This is a genomic window from Streptomyces mesophilus, from assembly GCF_040300965.1.
GTDB classification, from domain to species: domain Bacteria; phylum Actinomycetota; class Actinomycetes; order Streptomycetales; family Streptomycetaceae; genus Streptomyces; species Streptomyces mesophilus_A.
The window spans coordinates 17,481-39,899 of record NZ_JBEPEW010000052.1 but is presented as its reverse complement, the minus strand read 5'-3'; the positions used below and the strand labels follow the sequence as shown (position 1 = coordinate 39,899).

Annotated in this window: 13 protein-coding genes; 3 read left to right on the top strand and 10 right to left on the bottom strand. The window is 70.9% G+C overall.

Going from position 1 to position 22,419, the window contains the following annotated elements; translation table 11 throughout:
- Positions 1 to 121: 121 nt before the first annotated feature.
- From ABT367_RS19745 to ABT367_RS19705, 9 genes are all read right to left on the bottom strand, one after another.
- Positions 122 to 1,699, bottom strand: coding sequence for an alpha/beta hydrolase (locus ABT367_RS19745; RefSeq protein WP_352254372.1), 1,578 nt, complete (start codon positions 1,697 to 1,699; stop codon positions 122 to 124).
- On the bottom strand, positions 1,699 to 3,309 hold the full coding sequence (locus tag ABT367_RS19740) for an alpha/beta hydrolase (RefSeq protein WP_352254371.1): 1,611 nt from the start codon (positions 3,307 to 3,309) through the stop codon (positions 1,699 to 1,701). Before ABT367_RS19740 ends, ABT367_RS19745 begins: the two co-directional genes overlap by 1 nt.
- A gap of 109 nt (positions 3,310 to 3,418) precedes the next feature.
- A complete protein-coding gene (locus ABT367_RS19735; RefSeq protein ID WP_352254370.1) occupies positions 3,419 to 4,969 on the bottom strand; it encodes an alpha/beta hydrolase in 1,551 nt (516 codons plus the stop codon).
- A 212-nt stretch (positions 4,970 to 5,181) separates the two neighbouring features.
- A complete protein-coding gene (gene hemG / locus ABT367_RS19730; protein WP_352254369.1) occupies positions 5,182 to 6,558 on the bottom strand; it encodes a protoporphyrinogen oxidase in 1,377 nt (458 codons plus the stop codon).
- Between the two features lie 91 nt (positions 6,559 to 6,649).
- Positions 6,650 to 7,879, bottom strand: a complete 1,230-nt coding sequence (locus ABT367_RS19725; RefSeq protein ID WP_352254368.1) for a TIGR04053 family radical SAM/SPASM domain-containing protein — start codon at positions 7,877 to 7,879, stop codon at positions 6,650 to 6,652.
- The gene (gene narI, locus ABT367_RS19720; protein ID WP_352254367.1) at positions 7,876 to 8,604 is read right to left on the bottom strand and encodes a respiratory nitrate reductase subunit gamma; all 729 of its coding nucleotides are present in this window, start codon (positions 8,602 to 8,604) and stop codon (positions 7,876 to 7,878) included. The genes ABT367_RS19725 and narI overlap by 4 nt, the downstream gene beginning before the upstream one ends.
- Positions 8,604 to 9,263, bottom strand: a complete 660-nt coding sequence (gene narJ, locus ABT367_RS19715) for a nitrate reductase molybdenum cofactor assembly chaperone (RefSeq protein ID WP_352254366.1) — start codon at positions 9,261 to 9,263, stop codon at positions 8,604 to 8,606. The genes narI and narJ overlap by 1 nt, the downstream gene beginning before the upstream one ends.
- Positions 9,260 to 10,795 carry a nitrate reductase subunit beta gene (narH, locus tag ABT367_RS19710; RefSeq protein WP_352254365.1) on the bottom strand — a complete coding sequence of 512 codons (1,536 nt, stop codon included), beginning with the start codon at positions 10,793 to 10,795 and terminating at the stop codon, positions 9,260 to 9,262. The genes narJ and narH overlap by 4 nt, the downstream gene beginning before the upstream one ends.
- 1 nt (position 10,796) lies before the next feature.
- Entirely contained in the window at positions 10,797 to 14,450 is a 3,654-nt protein-coding gene (locus ABT367_RS19705; protein WP_352254364.1) for a nitrate reductase subunit alpha, read from the bottom strand.
- A gap of 169 nt (positions 14,451 to 14,619) precedes the next feature.
- Here ABT367_RS19705 and ABT367_RS19700 point away from each other — a divergent pair, with 169 nt between their 5' ends.
- Positions 14,620 to 15,363, top strand: a complete 744-nt coding sequence (locus ABT367_RS19700; RefSeq protein WP_352254363.1) for a YwiC-like family protein — start codon at positions 14,620 to 14,622, stop codon at positions 15,361 to 15,363.
- On the opposite strand, the gene ABT367_RS19695 is transcribed toward ABT367_RS19700, so the two are convergent.
- Positions 15,360 to 18,128: a lysylphosphatidylglycerol synthase transmembrane domain-containing protein gene (locus tag ABT367_RS19695; RefSeq protein WP_352254362.1), complete on the bottom strand. Its 2,769-nt coding sequence runs from the start codon at positions 18,126 to 18,128 to the stop codon at positions 15,360 to 15,362. The genes ABT367_RS19700 and ABT367_RS19695 overlap by 4 nt on opposite strands.
- 170 nt (positions 18,129 to 18,298) lie before the next feature.
- Between ABT367_RS19695 and ABT367_RS19690 the strand changes: the two genes are divergently transcribed.
- Positions 18,299 to 18,676: an MGMT family protein gene (locus ABT367_RS19690; RefSeq protein WP_434975498.1), complete on the top strand. Its 378-nt coding sequence runs from the start codon at positions 18,299 to 18,301 to the stop codon at positions 18,674 to 18,676.
- A 245-nt stretch (positions 18,677 to 18,921) separates the two neighbouring features.
- Positions 18,922 to 22,365 (top strand): ATP-dependent helicase, encoded by a 3,444-nt coding sequence (locus tag ABT367_RS19685; RefSeq protein WP_352254361.1) that lies wholly within the window; start codon positions 18,922 to 18,924, stop codon positions 22,363 to 22,365.
- The last annotated feature ends 54 nt before the right edge of the window (positions 22,366 to 22,419 follow it).

The following is a 22,419-nucleotide window of genomic DNA, read 5'->3' as shown; positions in this document are numbered from 1 at the left end:
GGAGCGGAGCCGCCCGGCAGCCGAGCGGAGCGCCCGGCCCCCGAGCGGAGCCGCCCGCGCCGCGAACCGGACTCCCGTCCTGCGAGCGGAACTCCCGCACTGCGCGAGCGGAACTCCCGCCCTACGAACAGGTCTTCCCGTCCTGCGGCACCTTCCCGTCCAGGAGATACGCGTCCACCGTCTCGGTCGCGCAGTCGTTCACGCCGTACGTGCCGTGGCCCTCGCCGTCCACCGTGACGTTCACGCCGACACCGTCGCCCAGCGCCTCGGCCATCTTCTTGGCGCCCTCGACCGGGGTGGCCGGGTCGCCCGTGTTGCCGATGACCAGGATCGGGGAGGCGCCGGGGGCAGAGACCTCAGGGGTCTTGCGTTCGCCGTCGACCGGCCAGTCCGTACAGGCCATCAGGCCCCAGACCATGGACTCGCCGAAGACCGGGGAGGCCTTCTTGTACGCGGGGAGCTGGCGCTTGACGTCGGCGTAGCCGAAGCGTTCGGTGGAGTCGGCGCAGCGGATCGCGGCGTTGGCCTGGGACATGTTGTTGTAGCGGCCTGTCTGCGGGTCGCGGCCGCTGTAGGCGTCGGCCATGAGGAGCAGGATCGAGCCCGAGCCGGCGTTCTCGACCTCCTGGAGGCCCTGGGTGAGGTACGGCCAGGTCTCCTCGCTGTACAGGGCCGCCGCGATCCCCGTCTCCGCCAGGCCCCGGGTGAGCTTGCGCGGGCCGGAGGTCGGCAGCGGGGAGGCTTCGGCGCGCTCCAGCAGCGCCGTGATCTCCGCCGAACCCTCGGCGGGGTCCTTGCCGACGTCCTTCAGGTAGTTCTCCAGAGCCAGTTGGAAGCCCTCGGCCTGCGCGAGGCCGCCCTCGATCTGGCCCTCCGTCGGATCGACCACCGCGTCGAAGACGGTCCGCCCGACGTTCTTCGGGAACAAGTGGGCGTAGACACCGCCCAGTTCCGTGCCGTACGAGATGCCGAAGTAGTTGAGCTTCTTCTCGCCCAGCGCCTCGCGGATCAGGTCCATGTCGCGAGCCGTGTCGGAGGTGCCCACGTGGGGCAGCAGCCTGCCCGCCTTCGTCTCGCAGGCCTCGATCTGCCGGCGCGACTCGGCCGTGTCCTCGGCCTGTTCGGCCGGGGTCTCGGGCGGACCGTCGTCCTCCTGCGACAGCCGGTCCATCTCCTTGTCGTCCACACAGCGCACCGTGGCCGTCTCGCCCACCGCGCGCGGGTCGAAACTCACCAGGTCGTAGCGCTCGTTGAGGTCCTCGTAGTCCACGGCCGCCTGCGGCAGCGTGGAGACACCCGAGCCGCCGGGGCCGCCGAAGTTGTAGAGCAGGGAGCCGATGCGGCGGTCCGGTTCGGTGGCCGGCTTGCGGATCAACGCGATCTTGATCTTCTCGCCGTCGGGCTTGTCATGGTCGAGCGGCGCTTCGAGCGTGCCGCACTGCCACTTGCCGCCCGGCGCCTTGCCCGTCCCCTGGTTCGCGGTGGGCGCCTTGCAGCGGGTCCAGTCGACGGTGCTCGTGTCCGGTACGCCCTTGCCGCTCCCCTTCGACGAGGAGGAGTCGGAGCCCTTCGTACCGGAACCCTTCGTATCGGAGGGAGAAGACGAAGAGGTGCAGCCGGCGATGAGCAGGGCGGCCGCCAGGAGGGAGGGCGCGAGAGCCGCGGAAGGGACGGATATGGAACGGGACTTGCGGGGCATTACGAGCAGACCTTTCCGTCTTCCGGAACCTTGTGGTCGAGCAGATAGTCCTCGACGGTCGAGTCGACGCACGCGTTGCCGCCGCCGTACGCGCCATGGCCCTCGCCCTTGAAGGTGAGGTGCACCCCGACGCCCTTGCCGAGTTCGTCGGCCATCTTGCGGGCGCCCTCGAACGGCGTGGCCGAGTCGCCGGTCGTGCCGATCACGAGGATCGGCTCCGCGCCCGGCGCGCTCACCTCGGGGGTCTTGTGCTCACCGGCCACCGGCCACTGGTGGCACCAGCCGGCCGCGTCCCAGCCGAGGTAGCCGCCGAACACCGGAGAGATCTTCAGGAACTGCGGCAGCAGCTTCCTGGCCTCGGCGGGCGTCGGCCTGACCGAGGTGTCGGCGCAGGAGATCGAACGCTGGGAGTGCATCGCCGTGCTGTAACGCCCGGACGCGTCACGGTTGTTGTACTCGTCCGCGAGCGCGAGTAGCGGCGAACCGTCACCGTCCTCGGCGGCCGCCAGCGCGGCCGTCAGCTGCGGCCAGCTGCTCTCCGAGTACAGGGCCTGAGTGATCCCGGTCGTGCCGAGCGTCTCGTTCAGCTCGCGGCCGCCCGCCGCCGGCAGCGGCTTCCTGTCGAGCGCCTTCAGGAGCGCGGCGATCTTCGCCGTGCCGTCCTTCGGATCCTCGCCCGTCGACTTCAGATAGTTCTCCAGGGCCCGCTGGAAGCCCCGGGTCTGGTTCTTCGCGTGCCCGACCATGTCCGCGCTCGGGTCGACCACCGCGTCGAGGACGAGCCGGCCGACCTTAGACGGGAACAAGTGGGCGTAGGTGCCGCCCAGTTCGGTGCCGTACGAGTAGCCGAGATAGTGCAGCTTCTCGTCGCCGAGCACGATGCGCATCAGATCCATGTCGCGCGCGGCATTCGACGTCGAGACATACGGCAGGATGTCGCCGGACTGCTGCTTGCAGCCCGCGCCGAAGTCCGCGGCGTCCTCGAAGTACGCCTTCTCCTCGGCGGCCGTGTCCGGGGTGAGGTCGATCGTGGTGAAGGCCTGCTCGGTCTCCTCGTCGCTGCGGCACTCCACACCGCCACTGCGCTCGACCCCGCGCGGATCGAAACCGACCAGGTCGTAGCGCTCCTGCAGGGCCTGGTAGCCGGGGGCGAAGGAGGGCAGCGCGCTGACACCGGAGCCGCCCGGGCCACCGAAGTTGAAGAGCAGCGAGCCGATCCGCTTGCCGTCGTCGCGTGCCTCGCTGCGGATCAGCGCGACGCCGATGGTCTTGCCGTCCGGGTCCTTGTAGTCGAGCGGCACTTTGAGGGTGGCGCACTTCCAGGCGCTGTCCGAGGCCCCCGAACCGCCGCCCTCGCACTCGCCCCAGCTCAGCTTCTGCTCCGTGAGCTTGGCGGGGAGTCCCGAATCGTCGGCCTTGCCGGGCGACTCGGTGGGCTTGCTCTGCGAGGTGGAGGCCTTGCCGCCCTTGTCCGCCGAGCCGCCGTCGTCGCTGCACCCGGCGAGCAGCGAACCGGCGAGGAGTGCGGCCACCGCGAGGGCCGTGGGCCGTGCGTGGGACGGGGCTGTGCGTATCCGGCCGGCTCCCCGGTCCCCTGACGTGCTTGCCATGTACGACGTCCCCCCTAGAGCATCAATCCCGACATCCTAAAGGCGCCGGTGCGGGGGTGAACGGTTGCGGTCCGCGCTCACAGACAGGACACGAATCACGCCGTACGCGCTACGAGCACACCGTCCGCGCCTTCGGCTCCTTGCCGTCGAGCAGATAGCCGTCCACGGCCTCGCGCACGCACTTGTTCTTGCTGTCGTACGCGCCGTGCCCCTCGCCCTTGTACGTCAGCTCGATCCCGACCCCGTCACCCAGTGACTCGACCATCTTGCGCGCCCCTTCGTACGGGGTCGCCGGATCGCCCGTGTTGCCGATGACCAGGATCGGGGCGGAGCCCTCGGCGCTCACGTCGGGATGGTCGGCCGCGCCGTCCACCGCCCAGTCGGAGCAGCCGAGCATGCCCCAGGCGAGATAGTCGCCGAACAGCGGCGAGGTCTCACGGAACTCCGGCAGCTTCGCCTTCACGTCCTCGAGCGAGTAACGCGGCTTGTCGTCGGCGCAGTTGATGGCCACGTTGGCCGCCTGGATATTGCTGTACGTGCCGTCCGGATTGCGGCCGTTCATCGCGTCCGAGAGCGCCATCAGGATCCGTCCGTCACCGTCGTACGCGTTCTCCAGGCCCTCGGTCAGGTACTCCCAGAAGTCCTTCGAGTACAGGGACTGCGCGATCCCGTTGGTCGCGGCGGTCTGGGTGAGCTTGCGCTGCCCGAGCCCGGGCAGCGGCTTCGCGTCCAGGTCCTTCAGGAGTTTCGCGATCCGCGCCTGTACGTCCTCGGCGGTGTCGCCGACCGGGCAGTCCTCGACCTTCGACGTGCAGTCCTTGGCGTAGTTCTCCAGGGCGAGCTGGAAGCCGCCGGCCTGCCCGAGCGACCCCTGCTCGGGGCTCTCGGTCGGGTCGACCACCGCGTCGAAGACCGCGCGCCCGACGTTCTTCGGGAACAAGTGGGCGTACACACCGCCCAGTTCGGTTCCGTACGAGATCCCGAAGTAGTGCAGCTTGTCGTCGCCGAGCACCTGGCGCATCAGATCCATGTCCCGCGCGGCGTCCGTGGTCGCGACATGCGGCAGGACCTTGCCGGCCTTGTCCTCGCAGGCACCGTTGAAGGACTTCACGTTGTCGAGGAGCGTCTGCTCCTCCTCGGCGTCGTCCGGGGTCGCGTCCTGCTGGTAGTACGCGTCCAGCTGGACGTCGTCCTCACAGGTCACCGGCTCGCTGCGGCCGACCCCGCGGGGGTCGAAGCTCACCAGGTCGTAGCGGGTGCGCAGCTTGGCGTACTCCTCGCCGAAGGCGGGCAGCGAGGTGATGCCGGAGCCGCCGGGGCCGCCGAAGTTGAAGACGAGCGAACCGATCCGCTTGTCCTTGTCGCCGCTCGCCTCGGCACGGATCAGCTCGATCCCGATGGTGTCGCCCTCGGGCTCGTCCCAGTCGAGGGGCGCCTTCATCGTGGCGCACTGCCACTCCGCTCCGGCCGGCAGCGGGCTCGGCGCCTCGCCGCCGCCCTGGGCCGCGCTGGGTGCGGGGCAGTCCTTCCACTTCAGCTGCTGTGCGGTGAGATCGCCCTTCTCGTTTCCGTCGGAGTCACCGCCGCAGCCGGTGGCCAAGGCGGTGGTCAGGGCGAGGACGGCGGGCAGGGCGAGACGCACAGCGCGGGGCTTCGGCATGCCCCCCATCCTGCGGGCGGGTGGGCGGGGTCGCCTTTGGCGCGGGCCGTACGTGTGATCATGCACGGCGTGCGGTGCGGGCGGCGACCGGTCCGCGACGGGCTCCGTACGGAAGGGGCTCTGCCCTCGACCCGGCCCTCGGCTCAGTCCTCGACCCGGCCCTCGGCGCAGTCCTCGACCCGGCCCTCGGCTCAGTCCTCGACCCGACCGGCTCAGCCCTCGAACACCTGGCGTGCGGCCTTGCGCCCGGTCGCCACGCACGCGGCCACCCCGACGCCCTCGTACGCGGCGCCGGACAGTTCGATGCCCGGCAGCTTGGCGACGGCCTCGCGGATCCGCTCGACCCGGTCGGCATGGCCCACGCCGTACTGCGGCAGGCTCCGGTCCCAGCGCGTGACGCGGGCCGAGGTGGGCTCGCCCATGCGGCCGGCCGCGAGATGCAGTTCGGACACGGCGGTACGGATCAAGTGCCGGTCGGGCACGTCGAGTTCCTTGTCCTCTCCCGCGCGCCCGATGGAGACCCGCAGGACGAAGGAGCCCGGCGCGGACTCCTGGAGCCAGCTCCACTTGTTGGTAAGGAACGAGGTGGCCTTGATGACATGACCGTCGACCGGCGGCACCAGGAAGCCGTTGCCCTCGGGCAGCGAGGCGGTACGGGCCCGGTCGAAGGCCATGGTGATCACGGCGGAGTTGGCGTGCTGGATCGCGGAGAGGTCCTCGTGGGCCGCGGGGGAGTGGCCGCGAAGCAGCTCGGCGGCCGCGTAGGCGGGCAGCGCGAGGATCACCGCGTCGGCCTCCATGACCAGCGGGCCGTCCGCGGTCTGGGCGCACACCCGCCAGCGTCCGGACGGGGTGGGCGCCAGCTCGCGGGCGCGGGTCGCGGTGAGGATACGGGCGCCGGAGGCCTGGGCGACGGCGATCGGGAGCCGGCCCGTACCGCCGCGTACGCCCTGGACCGCCGCCACCTTCGGGGCGCCCGCCGCACGCACGCGGCGCAGCGCGCCGATGATCGAGCCGCCGTGCTCGGCGACCGCGGCCAGGCGGGGCATGGCCGCGCGCAGCGAGAGACGGTCGGCGCGGCCCGCGTAGACGCCGCCGAGCAGGGGCTCGACGAGACGGTCCACGGCCTCCTGCCCGATGCGCTCGGAGAGGTAGCCGGCGACGGAGATATCGGTGTCGCGGGGCAGCGGGCCCGCCGGGAGTTCCTCTTCGCGGCAGAGCCGCTCGAGGCCCTCGTCGGAGAGCAGACCGGTGCCGGCAAGGGCGCGGGGCTCGGTGGGGATGCCGAGGACGTGTCCTGCGGGCATGGGCCGCAGCTGACCGCGGGTCCAGACGGTGGTGGGGGCGGTGGCCGGGTCGCACAGCTCGGTGCCGAGGCCGACTTCCTGGGCGAGCTCCACCGCCTCGGGGCGCAGCGCCATGATGGATTCGGCGCCGGTGTCGACGGGGATGCCGCCGATGGTGCTGGTGTGCAGTTTGCCGCCGATGCGCTGGTCGCTTTCCAGGACGGTGACGTCGGCCTTTCCGCGCAGCTGCCAGGCTGCCGCAAGGCCGCTGATGCCGCCGCCGATGACGATCACTGAGCGCATGGGTTGCTCCCGCGTTGGGGGGTGGGTCCGCGTTTCGACGCTACGTTCCGTGGGGGTGCCGGCGGCTCGTGCTTTTGGCTGTTGTCGGGCGTCAGGTGGCCATTTCTGGTTTGGGGCCGGGTTTGCCGGGTGAGGGCGGGGCGCCTGCGGGGCTGGGTGTGCCGGCGGGGTTGGGTGTGCCTGCGGGGCTGGGCGGCTCGTAAGCGCACCAGGGGTCCTCCGCCAGCGTCCGCCCCGTCACCGCATAAGCCCGCGACCGCGACCCCCCGCACACCGTGTTGTACTCGCAGCGGCCGCACTTGCCCTCGAGCAGGGACGGGTCGCGGAGGGAGTTGAACAGGGCCGAGTCCCGGTAGATGTCCGGGAGAGGGTGGTTCTTGACGTTGCCCGCCGACAGGGGCAGGAAGCCGCTGGGGTGTACCTCGCCGGTGTGCGAGACGAAGACGAAGCCGCGGCCCGAGCCCACGTCCATCGGAGGGCGGCGCACCGCCCGCCGTGCACCGTCGAAGACACCGAGCTCGCGGGCGCGCGCGACGAGGGAGGCGTACAGGGGGCCCGTCACCGGCTGTTCCCCGCGCTCGGCCAGCGCCGTGCGCTGGAGTGCGATCCGGCGGAAGTGATGGCCCTCCGTCGTCTTCGTCGCCATGACCGCGCCGCAGTCGTAGAGGAAGTGCATGACGTCCTCGACCTCCGCGGGCGTGAGGGAGTCCAGCTGTTCGCCGCGTCCCGTCGGGACCAGGATGAAGCCGCTCCAGATCATCGCGCCCTCGCGCTTCACGACCGCCGCGATATCGGCGAGGTCGTGCAGGCTGTCCCGGGTGACCGTGGTGTTGATCTGCACCTTGAGGCCGAGGTCGCGGGCCATCCGCCAGCCGTCGAGCGTCCAGTCGTAGACCCCGGGAACGCCGCGGAACGCGTCGTGCCGCGCGGCCGTCGAGCCGTCCAGGGACAGCGACAGGGCCACGGCGCCCGCTTCCCGTACCGCCGCGAGGTTCTCGTGCGTGAGGGTCGGGGTGCCCGAGGGGGAGACCGCGATACGGAGACCGAGCGAGGTCCCGTACGCGATGAGCTCGCACAGGTCCGCGCGCTGGAACGGGTCGCCGCCCGTGATCACGAACAGCGGGCTCGGTTTGCCGAAGGACGCGATCTGGTCCATGAGGGCGCGCGCGTCAGCGCCGTCCAACTCCCCGGGGTCGCGGGCGAGTTGGGCCTCGGCGCGGCAGTGCAGGCACGCCAGGGGGCAGGCGCGGGTCGCTTCCCAGATGACGATGAACGGCCGCTCGCCGACCGAGTGGCGCGGGGTGCGGACGACGCCCTTCACGAGCCGACCTTCTCCCAGCCGCGCCGCGACGGACGGTGCGCGAGCTGCTGCGGGTCGCGGCTGCGGTAGACCACGTACGGGCGGAAGAGGTACTTCAGCGGTGCGCTGAACATGTGGACCAGGCGCGAGAACGGGATGAGGAGGAAGAGCCCGAGGCCGAAGAGCACATGCAGCTGGAAGGCGACGGGCGCCTGGCCCATCAGCGCGTAGTCCGGCTGGAAGGTGAACAGCGAGCGGAACCACAGCGAGACGCCCTCGCGGTAGTTGTAATCCCCGGTCGCTCCGGTCGAGTTGAGCAGCGTGGCCACGATCCCGAGCGCCATCGCGCCGAGCAGGAACGTGTACATCAGGTGGTCGCTCCTGAGCGTCGCCTGCCGCACGGCGGGGACCTTGAAGCGGCGGTAGACGAGGATGCCGATGCCCACGGCGGCCGCGACGCCCGCGACCGAGCCGGTGGAGACGGCGAGCAGGTGGTACGTGTGGTCGCTGAGCCCGACCGCGTCGGTCCAGGTCTTGGGGATCAGGAGCCCGACCACATGCCCCACGACCACGAACGCCATCCCGAAGTGGAACAGCGGCGAGCCGATCCGCAGCAGACGCGACTCGTGCACCTGCGTGGAGTGCGTGGTCCAGCCGAACTTGTCGTAGCGCGCCCGCCAGATCAGCCCGGAGACCAGCAGCACCACGACGACATAGGGGAACGCTCCCCACAGGATCAGGTCCATCAGGCCGGCGTCCTTTCCGCGGTTTCCAGGCGGGTGGTGGGCCAGGGGAGTTCGACTCCCGGCCCGAAGGGTTCGAGGGGGTCGGAGAGCCCGACGCTCTCGTGCTTCGGCCCGCGCTTGGCGAGCGCCTTCGCCTCGGCCTTGGTCTCGGGCGAGGGCCCGGGCAGCGTGGCGCAGACGGCTTCGAGGACCCGCGCGTACGGGGTGTCCGCGGCGGTCACGGCGAGGCGGAGCAGTTCGAGCCCGGCCCGGTGCTCCTCGAGGAGCAGGGTGCCGGCCTCGGGGTGCAGGGCCGCGAACTCCAGGGCCACGGGCAGGAAGTCGGGCAGTTCCTCGCTCGCGAACTCCAGGCCGAAGTCCCGGTAGATCCGCTTCATGCGGACCAGGGACAGACCGCGGTTGCGGGTGTCGCCGTCCGTCCACCACGTGAGGTAGAGGCAGCGGCGGTTACGGGTGTCGAAGACGTCGCTGTAGTGCGCGGCGAGTTCCAGCTCCGGCGTCACACGTGCGTACGCGAGGAACTCGGCGAGGAGTCCGGCCGGTTCGGGGGCCGCCCCGGTGAGGGCCGCCTCGAACTGCGGGAGCTCCTCGTGCAGCCTCGCGTCGGGGTACTGGAGCAGTCGGCCGGCGACCAGGCGTACCAGCGCATCGGGGGTCATGCACTCCTCCGCGTCGGGGAGAGGTTGAGCAGGGGGCGGCTGCCGCCCAGCGCTTGGGCGGAGACGGGGCACGAGTCATCGATCGGGTGCGAGTCGGCCAGCGCCTCCGCGTCGGCGCGCGCGGCCGTCGGAATCACGTACCGGTCCTCGTACTTGGCGATCGCGAGCAGCCGGAACATGTCCTCGATCTCCTCGCCGGTCAGCCCGACGGCGGCCGCGATCGACTCGTCGCGCGGCTGCTTCAGATTGACCCGGCGCATGTACGCGCGCATCGCGGCCATCCGGCGCAGCACGGAGTCGACGACGTACGTGTCCCCGGCGGCGAGCAGCTCGGCGAGGTACTCGACCGGGATGCGCATGGCGTCGATGGCGCCGAACAGATTGCCCGCGTCCTCACCGTCGCTGCCCGTCGCGGCGACCGCGTCGACGACCGGGGAGAGCGGCGGGACGTACCAGACCATGGGCATGGTGCGGTACTCCGGGTGGAGCGGGAGCGCGACCTGGTAGGTGCAGATCAGGTCGTAGATGGGAGAGCGGCGGGCGGCGTCGAGCCACTCGTCGGTGATGCCGTTCGCGCGGGCGGCGGCGATCACGGCCGGGTCGTGCGGGTCGAGGAAGGCGCCCAACTGGGCCGGGTACAGGTCCTGTTCGTCCTCGACCGCCGCGGCCTCGGTGACCTTGTCCGCGTCGTACAGCATCACGCCGAGATAGCGCATCCGCCCGACACAGGTCTCCGAGCACACGGTCGGCAGCCCGACCTCGACGCGCGGGAAGCAGAAGGTGCACTTCTCGGCCTTGCCGGTGGAGTGGTTGAAATAGACCTTCTTGTACGGGCAGGAGGAGACGCACATCCGCCAGCCGCGGCACTGGTCCTGGTCGACCAGGACGATCCCGTCCTCGACGCGCTTGTACATCGCGCCGGACGGACAGGCCGACACGCAGGCCGGGTTGAGGCAGTGCTCGCACACGCGCGGCAGATAGAACATGAAGCTCTGCTCGAACTCCATGCGGATCTGTTCGCCGACCTGGTCGCGGATCGCGTTGACCTTCTCGACGAGCGGGTCCTTGACGGCGTGCTCGGGCCCGCCGCCCAGGTTGTCCTCCCAGTTGGGGCCCCACTCGATCTTGTCGATCGGCTCACCGGTGACCTGCGAGACGGGCCGGGCGACGGGCATGTCGTCGCCGGCCGGGGCCTCGGTGAGGTTCTTGTACTCGTACGTCCAGGGCTGGTAGTAGTCCTCGATCTGAGGCATCTCCGGGTTGGCGAAGATCTGCCCGAGGCGCTTCGCCTTGCCGCCGGCCTTGAGCCGCAGCCGTCCCGAACGGGTGCGCTCCCAGCCGCCCTTCCACTTCTCCTGGTCCTCCCAGCGCCGGGGGTAGCCCTGGCCGGGCAGCGTCTCGACGTTGTTGAACCAGACGTACTCGGTGCCCTTGCGGTTGGTCCACGCCTGCTTGCAGGTGACCGAGCAGGTGTGGCAGCCGATGCACTTGTCGAGGTTCATGACCATCGCGACCTGTGCCATGACGCGCATGTCAGTACTCCACATCCTGGTTGCGGCGGCGGATGACGGTGACCTCGTCACGCTGGTTGCCGGTCGGGCCGAGGTAGTTGAAGGCCCAGGTCAACTGGGCGTAGCCGCCCACGAGATGGGTGGGCTTGAGCATGATCCGGGTCAGCGAGTTGTGGATACCGCCGCGCCTGCCGGTCTTCTCGGTCTTCGGGACGCCGACCGTGCGCTCCTGCGCGTGGTTCATGTAGACCGTGCCGGGCGGCATCTTGTGCGAGACGATCGCGCGGGCGGTGACCACACCGTTGCGGTTGACCGCCTCGATCCAGTCGTTGTCCGCGACCCCGATCGACTCGGCGTCCTGCGGCGACATCCACACCGTCTGACCGCCGCGGCCGAGCGTCATCATGTACAGGTTGTCCTGGTACTGGCTGTGGATCGCCCACTTGTTGTGCGGGGTCAGGTACCGGACGGCGACGGACTTCTCCTCCACGGTGCCGAGCTTCGGCTCCCCGTACAGCTTGTTCATGTCCAGCGGCGGCTTGTAGACCGGCATGGACTCGCCGACCTCGTGGATCCAGTCGTGGTCGAGGAAGAAGTGCTGGCGCCCGGTGAGGGTGTGCCAGGGCTTGAGGTGCTCGGTGTTCACGGTGAACGCCGTGTAGCGCCGGCCCCCGGACTCGCTGCCGGACCACTCGGGGCTGGTGATGACCGGCACCGGCCGGGCCTGGGTGTCGGCGAACGTGATCCGCTTGCCCTCGGCCTCGGCCGCGAGATGCGCCATCTCCTGCCCGGTGGACTTCTCCAGGGTGTGGAAACCCTGGGTGGCCAGGCGCCCGTTGGAGGTCCCGGAGAGCTGGAGGATCGCCTCGCAGGCCCGCTGCGCGGTGTCGAGACGCGGGCGTCCCGCGGCCACTCCGCCGCGTACGACCCCGTTCTTCTCCTTCAGATACGCGACTTCCTCGCCGACCTCGTACGTGACCGCCTTCGTGGTCACGCCCAGGGTGTCGACCAGCGGACCGAGCGCGGCGAACTTCTCACCGACGGCGCCGTAATCCCGCTCGACGACCGTCAGGTTGTACATGGTCCGGCCCGGTACGGGCTCGCACTCGCCCTTCGACCAGTCGAGCGCCACACCGCCGGGCTGGGCCATCTCGCCGCCGGGGGTGTCGTGCTGGAGCGCGGTCGCGACGAGGTCCTTGCGGACACCCAGGTGGTCCTTGGCCAGTTCACCGAAGCGCTTGGCTATCGCGTGGAACGCGTCGTAGTCCGAACGCGCCTGCCACGGCGGGTCCACGGCCGGCGTGAACGCGTGCAGGAAGGGGTGCATGTCGGTGGACGACAGATCGTGCTTCTCGTACCAGGTGGCCGCGGGCAGCACGACATCGGCGAGCAGCGTCGTCGAGGTCATCCGGAAGTCCATGGTGAGCAGCAGATCGAGCTTGCCCTCGACGTCCTCCTCGTGCCAGGTGACGTCCCGCGGCGCACAACGCGGCCCGTCCTCGGGCAGGTTGGAGTGGGTGCCGAGCAGGTGCTTGAGGAAGTACTCGTTGCCCTTGGACGAGGACCCCAGGAGATTCGCCCGCCATACGTTGAGCACGCGCGGCCAGTTGCCCGGCGCGTCGGGATCCTCGCCGGCGAAGCCGAGCTCGCCGTCCTTGAGCAGCTGCACCGCGTGCTGGACCGGGTCCTCGGCCGCCTCGCCCAGCTCCAGGGGGTTGCGGTCGAAGGTCGGATACGAGGGCATCCAGCCCATGCGCGCGGAGGCGGCCAGGCAGTCGGCGCCGGTCATGCCCGCGAAGCGGCCGTCACCGAGCGGCGAGGCGAGCGCGTCGGCGGGCAGGCTGTCGTAACGCCACTGGTCGGTGTGCAGGTAGAACCAGCCCGCGCCGATCATGTGCCGGGGCGGCCGGCCCCAGTCGCTCGCGCTCGCGAGCGTCGCCCAGCCGGTCACCGGACGGCACTTCTCCTGGCCGACGTAGTGGCCCCAGCCGCCGCCGTTGCGGCCCTGGCAGCCGGTCATCGTGAGCAGGGCGAGGAAGGCGCGGTAGATCGTCTCGGAGTGGAACCAGTGGTTGGTGCCCGCACCCATGAGGATCATGCAGCGGCCCTCGGAGTCCACGGCGGTCTGCGCGAACTCCCTTGCCACGCGGGTGGCCTGGGCGGCGGGTACGGAGGTCAGGGTCTCCTGCCAGCCGGGGGTGCCGGGGATTTCCGTGTCCTCGTACGACGTCGGCCACTCGCCGGGCAGACCGGGGCGCTCGACGCCGTACTGGGCGAGCAGCAGGTCGAAGACGGTGGTGACGAGACGGTCGCCGACGCGGCGCACGGGGACGCCCCGGCGCAGCACGCCGTCCTCGTCGAACCGGGGCAGCGTGACGGTCGCCGTGTCGTCGGCGTGGTCGACGAGGGAGAGCCGGGGCACGGTGTCGCCGAGGTCGAGATTCCACTCGGGGGTCTCGTTCTTGCCCCAGCGGTGGCCCAAGGTGCCGTTGGGGACGGTGAGTTCACCGGTCACGTCATCCACGAGAACGGTCTTCCACGCGGCGTTCTCGGTCTCCAGGCCGAGATCCTCGGCATTGAGGAACTTGCCGGGTACGAGGCCTTGTTCGCTCTCCTTGAGGGAGACGAGGAAGGGAAGGTCGGTGTACTTCCGTACGTAATTCTCGAAGAATTCCGTCTTCTTCTCGACGAAGAACTCCTTGAGGATGACGTGCCCCATGGCCAGCGCGAGCGCTCCGTCCGTGCCGGGGTGCGGATGCATCCACTCGTCGGCGAACTTGGTGTTGTCCGCGAAATCCGGCGATACGGTGACGACCTTCTGCCCGCGGTAGCGCGCCTCGGCCATCCAGTGGGCGTCCGGGGTGCGGGTCACCGGCACATTGGAGCCCCACATCATCAGATACGCGGCGTCCCACCAGTCACCCGATTCGGGAACGTCCGTCTGGTCGCCGAAAACCTGCGGGGAGGCGACCGGGAGATCCGCGTACCAGTCGTAGAAGCTGAGCATCGGCGCACCGATCAGCGAATGGAACCGCGCACCGGCCGCATGCGAGGCCATCGACATCGCGGGAATCGGTGAGAAACCTGCGACGCGATCGGGCCCGTAATTCTTGATGGTGTGCACATGGGCCGCCGCGGCGATCTCCGTGGCCTCTTCCCAAGTGGCCCGCACCAGGCCGCCCTTGCCGCGCGCCTTCTGGTACTTACGGCGGCGCTCGTCGTCCTTTTGGATGTCGGCCCAGGCCAGGACCGGGTCCTTGAGGCGCTTCCTGGCCTCGCGGTACATCTCCAGGAGCGTGCCGCGGACCAGCGGATAGCGCACGCGGGTCGGCGAATACGAGTACCAGGAGAAGGAAGCGCCTCGCGGGCAGCCGCGCGGCTCGTACTCGGGACGGTCGGGACCGGTCGACGGATAGTCCGTGGCCTGGGTCTCCCAGGTGATGATGCCGTCCTTGACGTACACCTTCCAGCGGCACGATCCGGTGCAGTTCACGCCGTGCGTCGAATGGACGACCTTGTCGTGGCTCCAGCGGTCTCGGTAGAAGACCTCGGCGGCGCGGCCGCCGGTATGCGTGATGGTGCGCAGGTCCTCCGACACCTTGGACACGTCGGAGCGGCGGAAGAAACCACCGGCCTTGATCAATGCTTCGGCAGCGCTCTTGCTGTCCTGCTGCACGCCTCGTCCCTCCGGACACCTGTGGAATTGGCTTGATCCGAGGCTATGCCCGCATTTCGGGCACTTGCGGTGACAGAGGTCCCCTACGGCCGGGACCTCTTCCCTGACTTCCCCAGGACCCGCCCTGCGATGGTGGAGAGGGTCAACATTCCGGAGTCGGGAGGGTTTTGTGAGCCGCAGTCGCAGCCGCAGTAGCTGGCTGCCGGATCAGCACGGGGCGTGGGCGATGCTCGCGGTGCCGTTTGCCGCCGGTACGTTCCTCGGCTCACCGCGGTGGGCGCATCTGCCGCTCCTGGCGGCCTGGCTGCTCGGCTACATGGCGACGTACCACGCCCAGCAGTGGCTCCGTCTGTCGCGCGTCTCCCGCAACCCGAAGGCGCCCCGCCGCCATATCCGTCCGGCGCTCGTCTTCGGCGCCGCGTTCGCCGTGCTCGGCCTCCCGCTGGCGTACCTCCACCCGTGGCTCCTGGCGGCCTGCGTGTTCGCCGCCCCCTTCGTCGCGGCCAACACCTGGTACGCCCGGCGCAACAAGGAGCGCGCGCTGGTGAACGGCCTGCTCGCGGTGGTCCCGGCCTGCGGGATGCTCCTGGTCACCTACCGCCTGGGGGAGGGCAGTTGGGGCGCGCTCGGACCGGCGCTCGCCTGTCTCCTCTACTTCGCGGGCACGGTCCCGTACGTGAAGACGATGATCCGCGAGCGCAACTCCCGGACGTACTACCGGGGTTCGGTGACCTGCCACGCGCTCGCGATCCCCGCGGCCGCCCTCCTGAACCCCTGGCTCACGCTCCCGTTCGCCGCCTATCTCGTACGGGCGGTCGTGCTGCCGGGCCGCGGTGTGAAGGTGCCGGTGGTGGGCGCGATCGAGGTCATGGGGTCGCTGGCGCTGCTGGTGACATTGCTCCTGGCGTACTAGAGCGCGCCCTTGCGGGTCAGGTGATTGAACGCGAGCCATCCCGGAAGGACCGGCAGCCAGAGCGTCAGCAACCGGTAGAGCAGCACCGCGGGAGTGGCGATCTCGATGGGCACCCCGGCGAGCGGCACCAGCAGACCGGAGATCGCGAGCTCCACCGCCCCCACACCACCGGGCGTGGGCGCCGCCGACCCGGCGGCGTTGCCCACGAGGAACGCCACCGCGACCCCCGCCAGACTGACCGAGGTCGCGTCCGCTCCGAAGGCCACCAGACACGCGTACAGGCACATCACGAAGGACGCCGTCAGAAGCAGCATCCCGCCGATCCCCGTGAGCAGCTTCTGCGGTCGCTGCAGCACATCCAGCATGCGCGGCACGACCCCCGCGAACAGCGACCGCACCCGCGTGGACAGGAACTTCCGCATGAACGGCACCGCGGTCACCACGAGAACAAGCACGGCGACGGTGAGCAGTCCGGCGATCACCGCACGGGACGGTGTGAAATCCGCCTTGTTCTCCGTGCCCGTCAGATAGCCGAACGTCAGGAGCAGCAGAATGTGCGCCCCGAGGCCGAACAGCTGCGAGGCTCCGACGCTCGCCACCGCGAGACCGGAGCGCACCCCGGCCCGCTGCAGGAAGCGCGTGTTGAGCGCCACTCCGCCGACCGCGGCCGGCGCCACGATCTTCACGAAGGACCCGGCCACCTGTGCCGCGATGGTCCTCAGGAAGGGCACCCGCTCCGGTACGAAACCGAGCAGGCTCATGGCCGCGGCCACATAGCTGAGTGCGGAGAACGCGACCGCGGCCGCTACCCAACCCCACTCGGCGTTCTCGAGCCGCGCGAACTCGAACTCCGTCAGCTGCCCCATCAGGAAGTAGGCCGCGATCGCCCCCGCGATCCAGCTGATCAGCGTGCGCGGCTTGATCCGCTCCAACTGGGCCGGCTCGACCGGCGCCTGCGGACGGATGCTGAGCACCTGGTGGCGGATCTGGGTGAGCAGGTCGTCCTCACGGGTCTCCTCGACGGCCTCGTCGATCGCCCGCTTCTCCGCCTGCCGCTCGGCCTTGCTGGCCTTGTGCAGCAAGGCGTCGGCGTCGCCCTCGGCAGAGGCCCGCGCCTCCTTCGCGAGCCGCGAAGCATCCAGCACCGCCTCCCGCTCCCGCTCCGCCCGCTCACGGCCGAGCTTGCGCAGCATCGCCCGCGTCGAGCGCGACAGCGCGATCGGCTGCAGCAGCGGCAGACAGTCCGCGACCGTGTCCCCGCCGAGCACCTCGACCGCCCCGCCGACGGCCCGCTCGGCCCCGACCCGCAGACCGAACGTCGTCAGGAGCTGCGCGATATCCATACGGAGCAGCAGGTCCCCGGCCGCGATCTCGCCGCCCCGGAGATCCGTGATGATCACCTTGCCGGAACGATCCACCAAGATCGCGTCGCCGGCCAGGCGCCTGTGCGCGATCCGCCGCGACTGCAGCGCCTGCACCTGCCGCCATGTGTCCCGCATCAGGCCGTCGGTGATCGCGTCGTCGTCCAGCGAGTCGAGTCTGCGCCCGCCGGTGTGCTCGTACACGAGCATCACGGCGTCCGGGCCCAGCTCGGATGTGGCGATCAGCTTGGGCGCGTTGGCACCCGCGGCGATCGCCGCGTACGCGAGCAGCGCCTCCTGCTCGAGGGCCTGCCGCAGCGACAGGAGCGAGCGGCGGGTGGTCAGCGAGCGCAGCGTCAGGCGCCGCCACACCCGGTAGAAGAAGCCGTGCGCCTGCTGCTCGCGGTCGACCACCGTGATGTCGAGCGGCGGCCCGTCCTCAAGCGTCACGAAGTAGTGCCGGCCGCGGTCGCCGCTGTCCGGCGCGTCCGAGGTCTCCTCGGCGCGCGCCGCGCTCACCGGCTTGAAGCCGACATGGCGCAGACCGCTCAGAAGGTTCTGCGCGGTGGGCCGCACGTTGGGAGAACCGACCGCGTACAGCGTTCCGTACGCGACGGACCAGCCGATGAGTACGGTCAGGATGATCGAGAACGGCGTGGTGTACCCGGCCACCAGCATCGACACCGCGTCGAGCAGCAGCACCGCCCACAGCAGCACGCGCCAGCGCGGTCGGCGCGACAGACCGACCGCCGTCATGTACGCGATCACCGGCGCCAGATAGCCGTGCACCGGATCGGTCAGCTGCCCCGCGTCGTTGAGTCGGGTCAGCGCGTCCCGTACGGATTCGGGCGCGGCCTCCGCGACCCAGAGGTCGGTGGCCAGGGTGACGCCGTGGGCGAGCACGGCCGCGAGCACACCGTCGGCGATCCGCAGTCCGTCCCGTTTGATCAGCCGCTCGATGGCGAACGCCACGGGGACGAGCAGCACCGCGATGCTGGACGCCAGACCCGCGAACTTGATCAGCAGATCGGGGGCCGTCCCGGTCCGCTTGTAGATGTCGTCCTCGAGGCCGCTCGTGGTGCCGTGCGCGAACGCGGCGATGGCGAGCAGCAGCGCGATCGCCAGGATCCCGACGAGCAGCCGCATCAGGTCCGATGGCCGGTGCACACGGGCGGGCAGCAGCGGCTCGTCGCCCTCGACCCGGTCGACGTTCCCCTCGGCCGGCGCGTGCTCGTGGTGATCGTCGTGGTCCGCGTCGGCGGGGGCGGCGCCGTTGCTCTCGTACGGGCGCGGGCGCGGCGATACGTCGTCAGGGCGCGGCGAAGCGGCAGCGGAGCCGTCGCCCTTTATGGGGTCCGCTCCCTGCGTACCTTCGGAATCCGTCGCTTTTTGATCTCGTATCACCAGTCACCGCCCGGATGATGGTGGCATGAGCCACCGACGTCAGGGGGCATCAGGGTGCAATCAGGAGACACCGCGTGCCGGTGTTGTGAGAGTTTGCCCGGCCCGTTCCGCCCGGCATCCGTTTCCACGGACCCGTCGCACTGTCGGTGGCGTACGGCACCATGGAGCGGATGAGCGAGCAGCGGCCCCCTGAGATCCACGCGATCGATGAGATCCCTGAGATCCCCGAGTACGCCGAGCGCGTGCTCGAGGTCGCCGAGCAGATCCCGCCCGGCCGGGTCATGACCTACGGCGATGTCGCCGAGTGGCTCGGCGATGGCGGTCCCCGGCAGGTCGGCCGCGCGATGGCGCTCTACGGCGGCGCGGTCCCGTGGTGGCGTGTGGTGCGCTCGGACGGGGTGCTGCTGCCCGGGCACGAGCGGCGCGCGCTCGAGCAGTACCGGGTGGAGGCCACACCGCTGCGCACGGCCGCGGACGGCGGCCAACGGCTCGACATGCGGCGGGCGCGCTGGGACGGCGCGCTGCCTGAGGGGCCCACTCACACATGACAGCTTCCGACATCCGCGCGCCTCAGGGGCGATGGCGGGCCCGTCCGGGGGAAGCGGGGCCAGGATACGGCGTTCGCGCAGGCCAAGGGCAACAACCACGGGAAGCGGCGAGACCCGCCTCCGCACTCGCGTAGCGTCGGGCGCGGCAATCACCGCGCTGCCACCACACCCGGCAGCCCCGATACCCACCCTTGGGCACAGCCACTGCTTTCCACCCCGTACACCCACCAGGACCGGCGATCCACGTGAGCTCCTCCACTTCCGAACGGCGCACTCCGGACGCTGCGACGCGTCCGGGGACCCACGGTGCGTACCGCCTGGTGCGTACCCGGCCGCCGCGTGTGGATCCCCCTCGTCTGGACGCAGCTCAGCGCGCGGTGGTTGACCATGAGGGCGGACCGCTTCTCGTTCTCGCCGGCCCCGGCACCGGCAAGACCACCACGCTGGTCGAGGCCGTCACGCGGCGTGTGGAGGACGGCACGGACCCCGAGCGGATCCTGGTCCTCACCTTCAGCCGCAAGGCCGCCGTCGAGCTGCGCGACCGGATGGCGCTCAGGATCGGCGGCGTGCGGGCGCCGCAGGCTTCGACCTTCCACTCGTTCTGTTACGCCCTGGTCCGCGCCCACCAGGACGTCGACCTGTTCGTCAACCCGCTGCGGCTGCTGTCCGGTCCCGAGCAGGACGTGATGGTCCGCGAACTGCTCGAAGGTGAGCTGGAACTGGCCGCCGAGGGCCACGCCCGGATCCGCTGGCCCGAGGACCTGCGCGCCTGTCTGACCACCCGCGGCTTCGCCGACGAGGTCCGCGCGGTGCTCGCCCGCAGCCGCGAGCTGGGCCTCGGCCCGGACGCCCTCGCCGACTTCGCCCGCCGTATCGGCCGCCCCGACTGGGACGCGGCGGCCGGCTTCCTCGCCGAGTACCTCGACGTGCTCGACGCGCAGGGCGTCCTCGACTACGCGGAACTCGTCCACCGCGCGGTCCTGCTCGCCCGCCGCCCGGACGTCGCCGCGCAGCTGGCGCTGCGCTACGACGCGGTGTTCGTCGACGAGTACCAGGACACCGACCCCTCCCAGGTCCGGCTCCTGGAGGCGCTCGCGGGCGACGGCCGCACCCTGGTCACGTTCGGCGACCCGGACCAGTCGATCTACGCGTTCCGCGGCTCGGACGTGAACGGCATCCTCGACTTCCCGGACGCCTTTCCCCGTAAAGACGGACGCCCGGCGCCCGTCGAGGTCCTGACGACCTCCCGCCGCTCGGGCGCCGCGCTCCTGGCCGCGACCCGGCTGATCACCCGCCGGATGCCCCTGCCGAGGCTGCCCGTCGAGAAGGTCCGCCGCCACCGCGAGCTCGCGGCCGTACACGAGGGCGGCGGCGTCGAGGTCTACACGTATCCGACCCCCGGCACCGAACTCGACAACATCGCCGACCTGTTGCGCCGCGCGCACCTGGAGGACGGCATCCCTTGGTCGGAGATGGCGGTTCTGGTGCGTGCGGGTGCCCGCACCATCCCGGGCGTCCGACGGACGCTCACCGCGGCCGGCGTCCCCTTGGAGATAGACGGCGACGACCTGGCCCTGCGCCACGAACCGGCGGTCGCGACGCTGCTGCTCGCGCTGCGGGCGGTGGCGGAGGGGGTGTTGGCGGAGCGCGAGGGCGAGGGGACCCCTTCGGTACGGGAGGGCGAGGGGAGCCCTTCGGTACGGGAAGGCGAGGGGACCCCTTCGGTACGGCAGGACGAGGGGACTCCTTCGGTACGGGAGGACGGTGAGGCGGCCGGCGGTGAAGCCCGCGCCGACGGCGACCTCGCGCCCTCCTGGCTCTCCACCGAGACCGCCCTCACCCTGCTCACCTCCCCGCTCGCCGGCATGGACCCCGCCGACCTGCGCCGGCTCGGCCGCGCCCTGCGCGACGAGGAGCGGGCGGGCGGCAACCGCACGCCGCGGCCCTCCGACGAGCTGCTCGCCCGTGCGCTCGCCGAGCCCGAGCGGCTCGCCGCGCACGACCCCGCGTATGCGAAGGGAGCCCAGCGGCTCGGCGCGCTGCTGCTCAAGACGCGTGAGCTGCTGGCCGGCGGAGGCACTGCCGAGGACGCGCTGTGGGAGCTGTGGGACGGGACCCCGTGGCCCGCCCGCCTGGAGCGCGCCGCGTACCGGGGCGGCGCCGCCGGGCGGAACGCGGACCGTGATCTCGACGCCGTGTGCGCCCTGTTCGCGACCGCGGCGCGCGCCGAGGAGCGCACAGGCGGGCGCGGTGCGCTCAACTTCCTGGAGGAGGCCGAGGCCGAGGACATCGCCGCGGACACCCTCACCAAGCGGACGGTCAGGCCCGATGCCGTACGCCTGATGACCGCGCACCGTTCCAAGGGCCTTCAGTGGCGGCTCGTCGTGGTCGCCGGGGTGCAGGAGGGGCTCTGGCCCGATCTGCGGCGGCGCGGCTCGCTGCTCGAAGCGGACCGGATCGGCCGCGACGGACTCGCCGAACCGCTCACGCCGGGCGCCCTGCTCGCCGAGGAGCGCCGCCTCTTCTACGTGGCCGCGACCCGAGCCCGCGAGCGCCTGGTCGTCACGGCGGTGAAGGCCCCCGCGGAGGACGGCGACCAGCCCTCCCGCTTCCTCACCGAACTCGGCGTCGAGGCCAAGGACATCACGTCCCGCCCCCGCCGCCCCCTGTCCGTCGCCTCCCTGGTCGCCGAGCTGCGTGCCACGACCGTGGACCCGCGCGCCTCCGAGGAGCTGCGCGAGGCCGCCGCCCTGCGCCTGGCCAGGCTCGCCGCGCTCAGCGACGAGGACGGCCGTCCCCTCGTCCCGTCGGCGCACCCGTACCGCTGGTGGGGCATGTACGAGCCGACGCACAGCAAGGTCCCGCTGCGCGACCGCGACCACCCGGTCGCGCTCTCCGGCAGCGCGCTCGACCAGCTGGCCAACACCTGCTCGCTCCAGTGGTTCCTGGGCCGCGAGGTCAAGGCCGACGCCCCCGCGACCGCGGCGCAGGGCTTCGGCAACGTGGTGCACGTCCTCGCCGACGAGGTCGCCTCCGGCCGTACACCCGCCGACCTCGACGTCCTGATGGCCCGGCTCGACTCCGTATGGGACGGGCTCTCCTTCGACGCACCGTGGAAGTCCGCGCAGGAGAAGCAGAACGCGCGTGTGGCCCTGGAGCGCTTCCTGCGCTGGCACGTCGACTCCAACGCGACGCGTACGCCGGTCGCGAGCGAGCACGGCTTCGACGTGACCCTGGAGACGGGCGACGTGGAGGTCCGTATCCGCGGTTCGATGGACCGCGTCGAGACCGACGCGCAGGGCCGCGCGTACGTGGTCGACTTCAAGACCGGCAAGAACGCACCCACCGCGGCCGAGGTGGAGCGCCATCCGCAGCTCGCCGTCTACCAGTTGGCGGTCCGCGAGGGCGCCCTCGACGAGGTCTTCGACGGGGAGCGGCCGCTGCCCGGCGGCGCGGAGCTCGTCCATCTGCGCCAGCCCGCGCCCAAGAAGGACGGCGGCGAGGCGCTCCCGAGAGTCCAGGCACAGGGCCCGCTCAACGAAGGCGAATGGGTCGGCGACCTGCTCGCGAACGCGGCGGGCAAGGTCCTCGACGAACGCTTCAGGCCGTCGTCAGGACAGCACTGCACCCACTGCTCGTTCCAGGCGTCGTGCAGCGCACGTCCGGAGGGGCGGCACATCGTCGAGTGAGCGTGTGCGCCCGTTATGTCCGCTCTGCGCCCGTTAGGGTCCGGGTGTCTTGGA

Coding starts and splice junctions, on each gene's coding strand:
- ABT367_RS19745 (WP_352254372.1), bottom strand. CDS start 1,699: ATGCCCCGCAAGTCCCGTTCCATATCCGTCCCTTCCGCGGCTCTCGCG.
- ABT367_RS19740 (WP_352254371.1), bottom strand. CDS start 3,309: ATGGCAAGCACGTCAGGGGACCGGGGAGCCGGCCGGATACGCACAGCC.
- ABT367_RS19735 (WP_352254370.1), bottom strand. CDS start 4,969: ATGCCGAAGCCCCGCGCTGTGCGTCTCGCCCTGCCCGCCGTCCTCGCC.
- hemG (WP_352254369.1), bottom strand. CDS start 6,558: ATGCGCTCAGTGATCGTCATCGGCGGCGGCATCAGCGGCCTTGCGGCA.
- narI (WP_352254367.1), bottom strand. CDS start 8,604: ATGGACCTGATCCTGTGGGGAGCGTTCCCCTATGTCGTCGTGGTGCTG.
- narJ (WP_352254366.1), bottom strand. CDS start 9,263: ATGACCCCCGATGCGCTGGTACGCCTGGTCGCCGGCCGACTGCTCCAG.
- narH (WP_352254365.1), bottom strand. CDS start 10,795: ATGCGCGTCATGGCACAGGTCGCGATGGTCATGAACCTCGACAAGTGC.
- ABT367_RS19690 (WP_434975498.1), top strand. CDS start 18,299: ATGAGCGAGCAGCGGCCCCCTGAGATCCACGCGATCGATGAGATCCCT.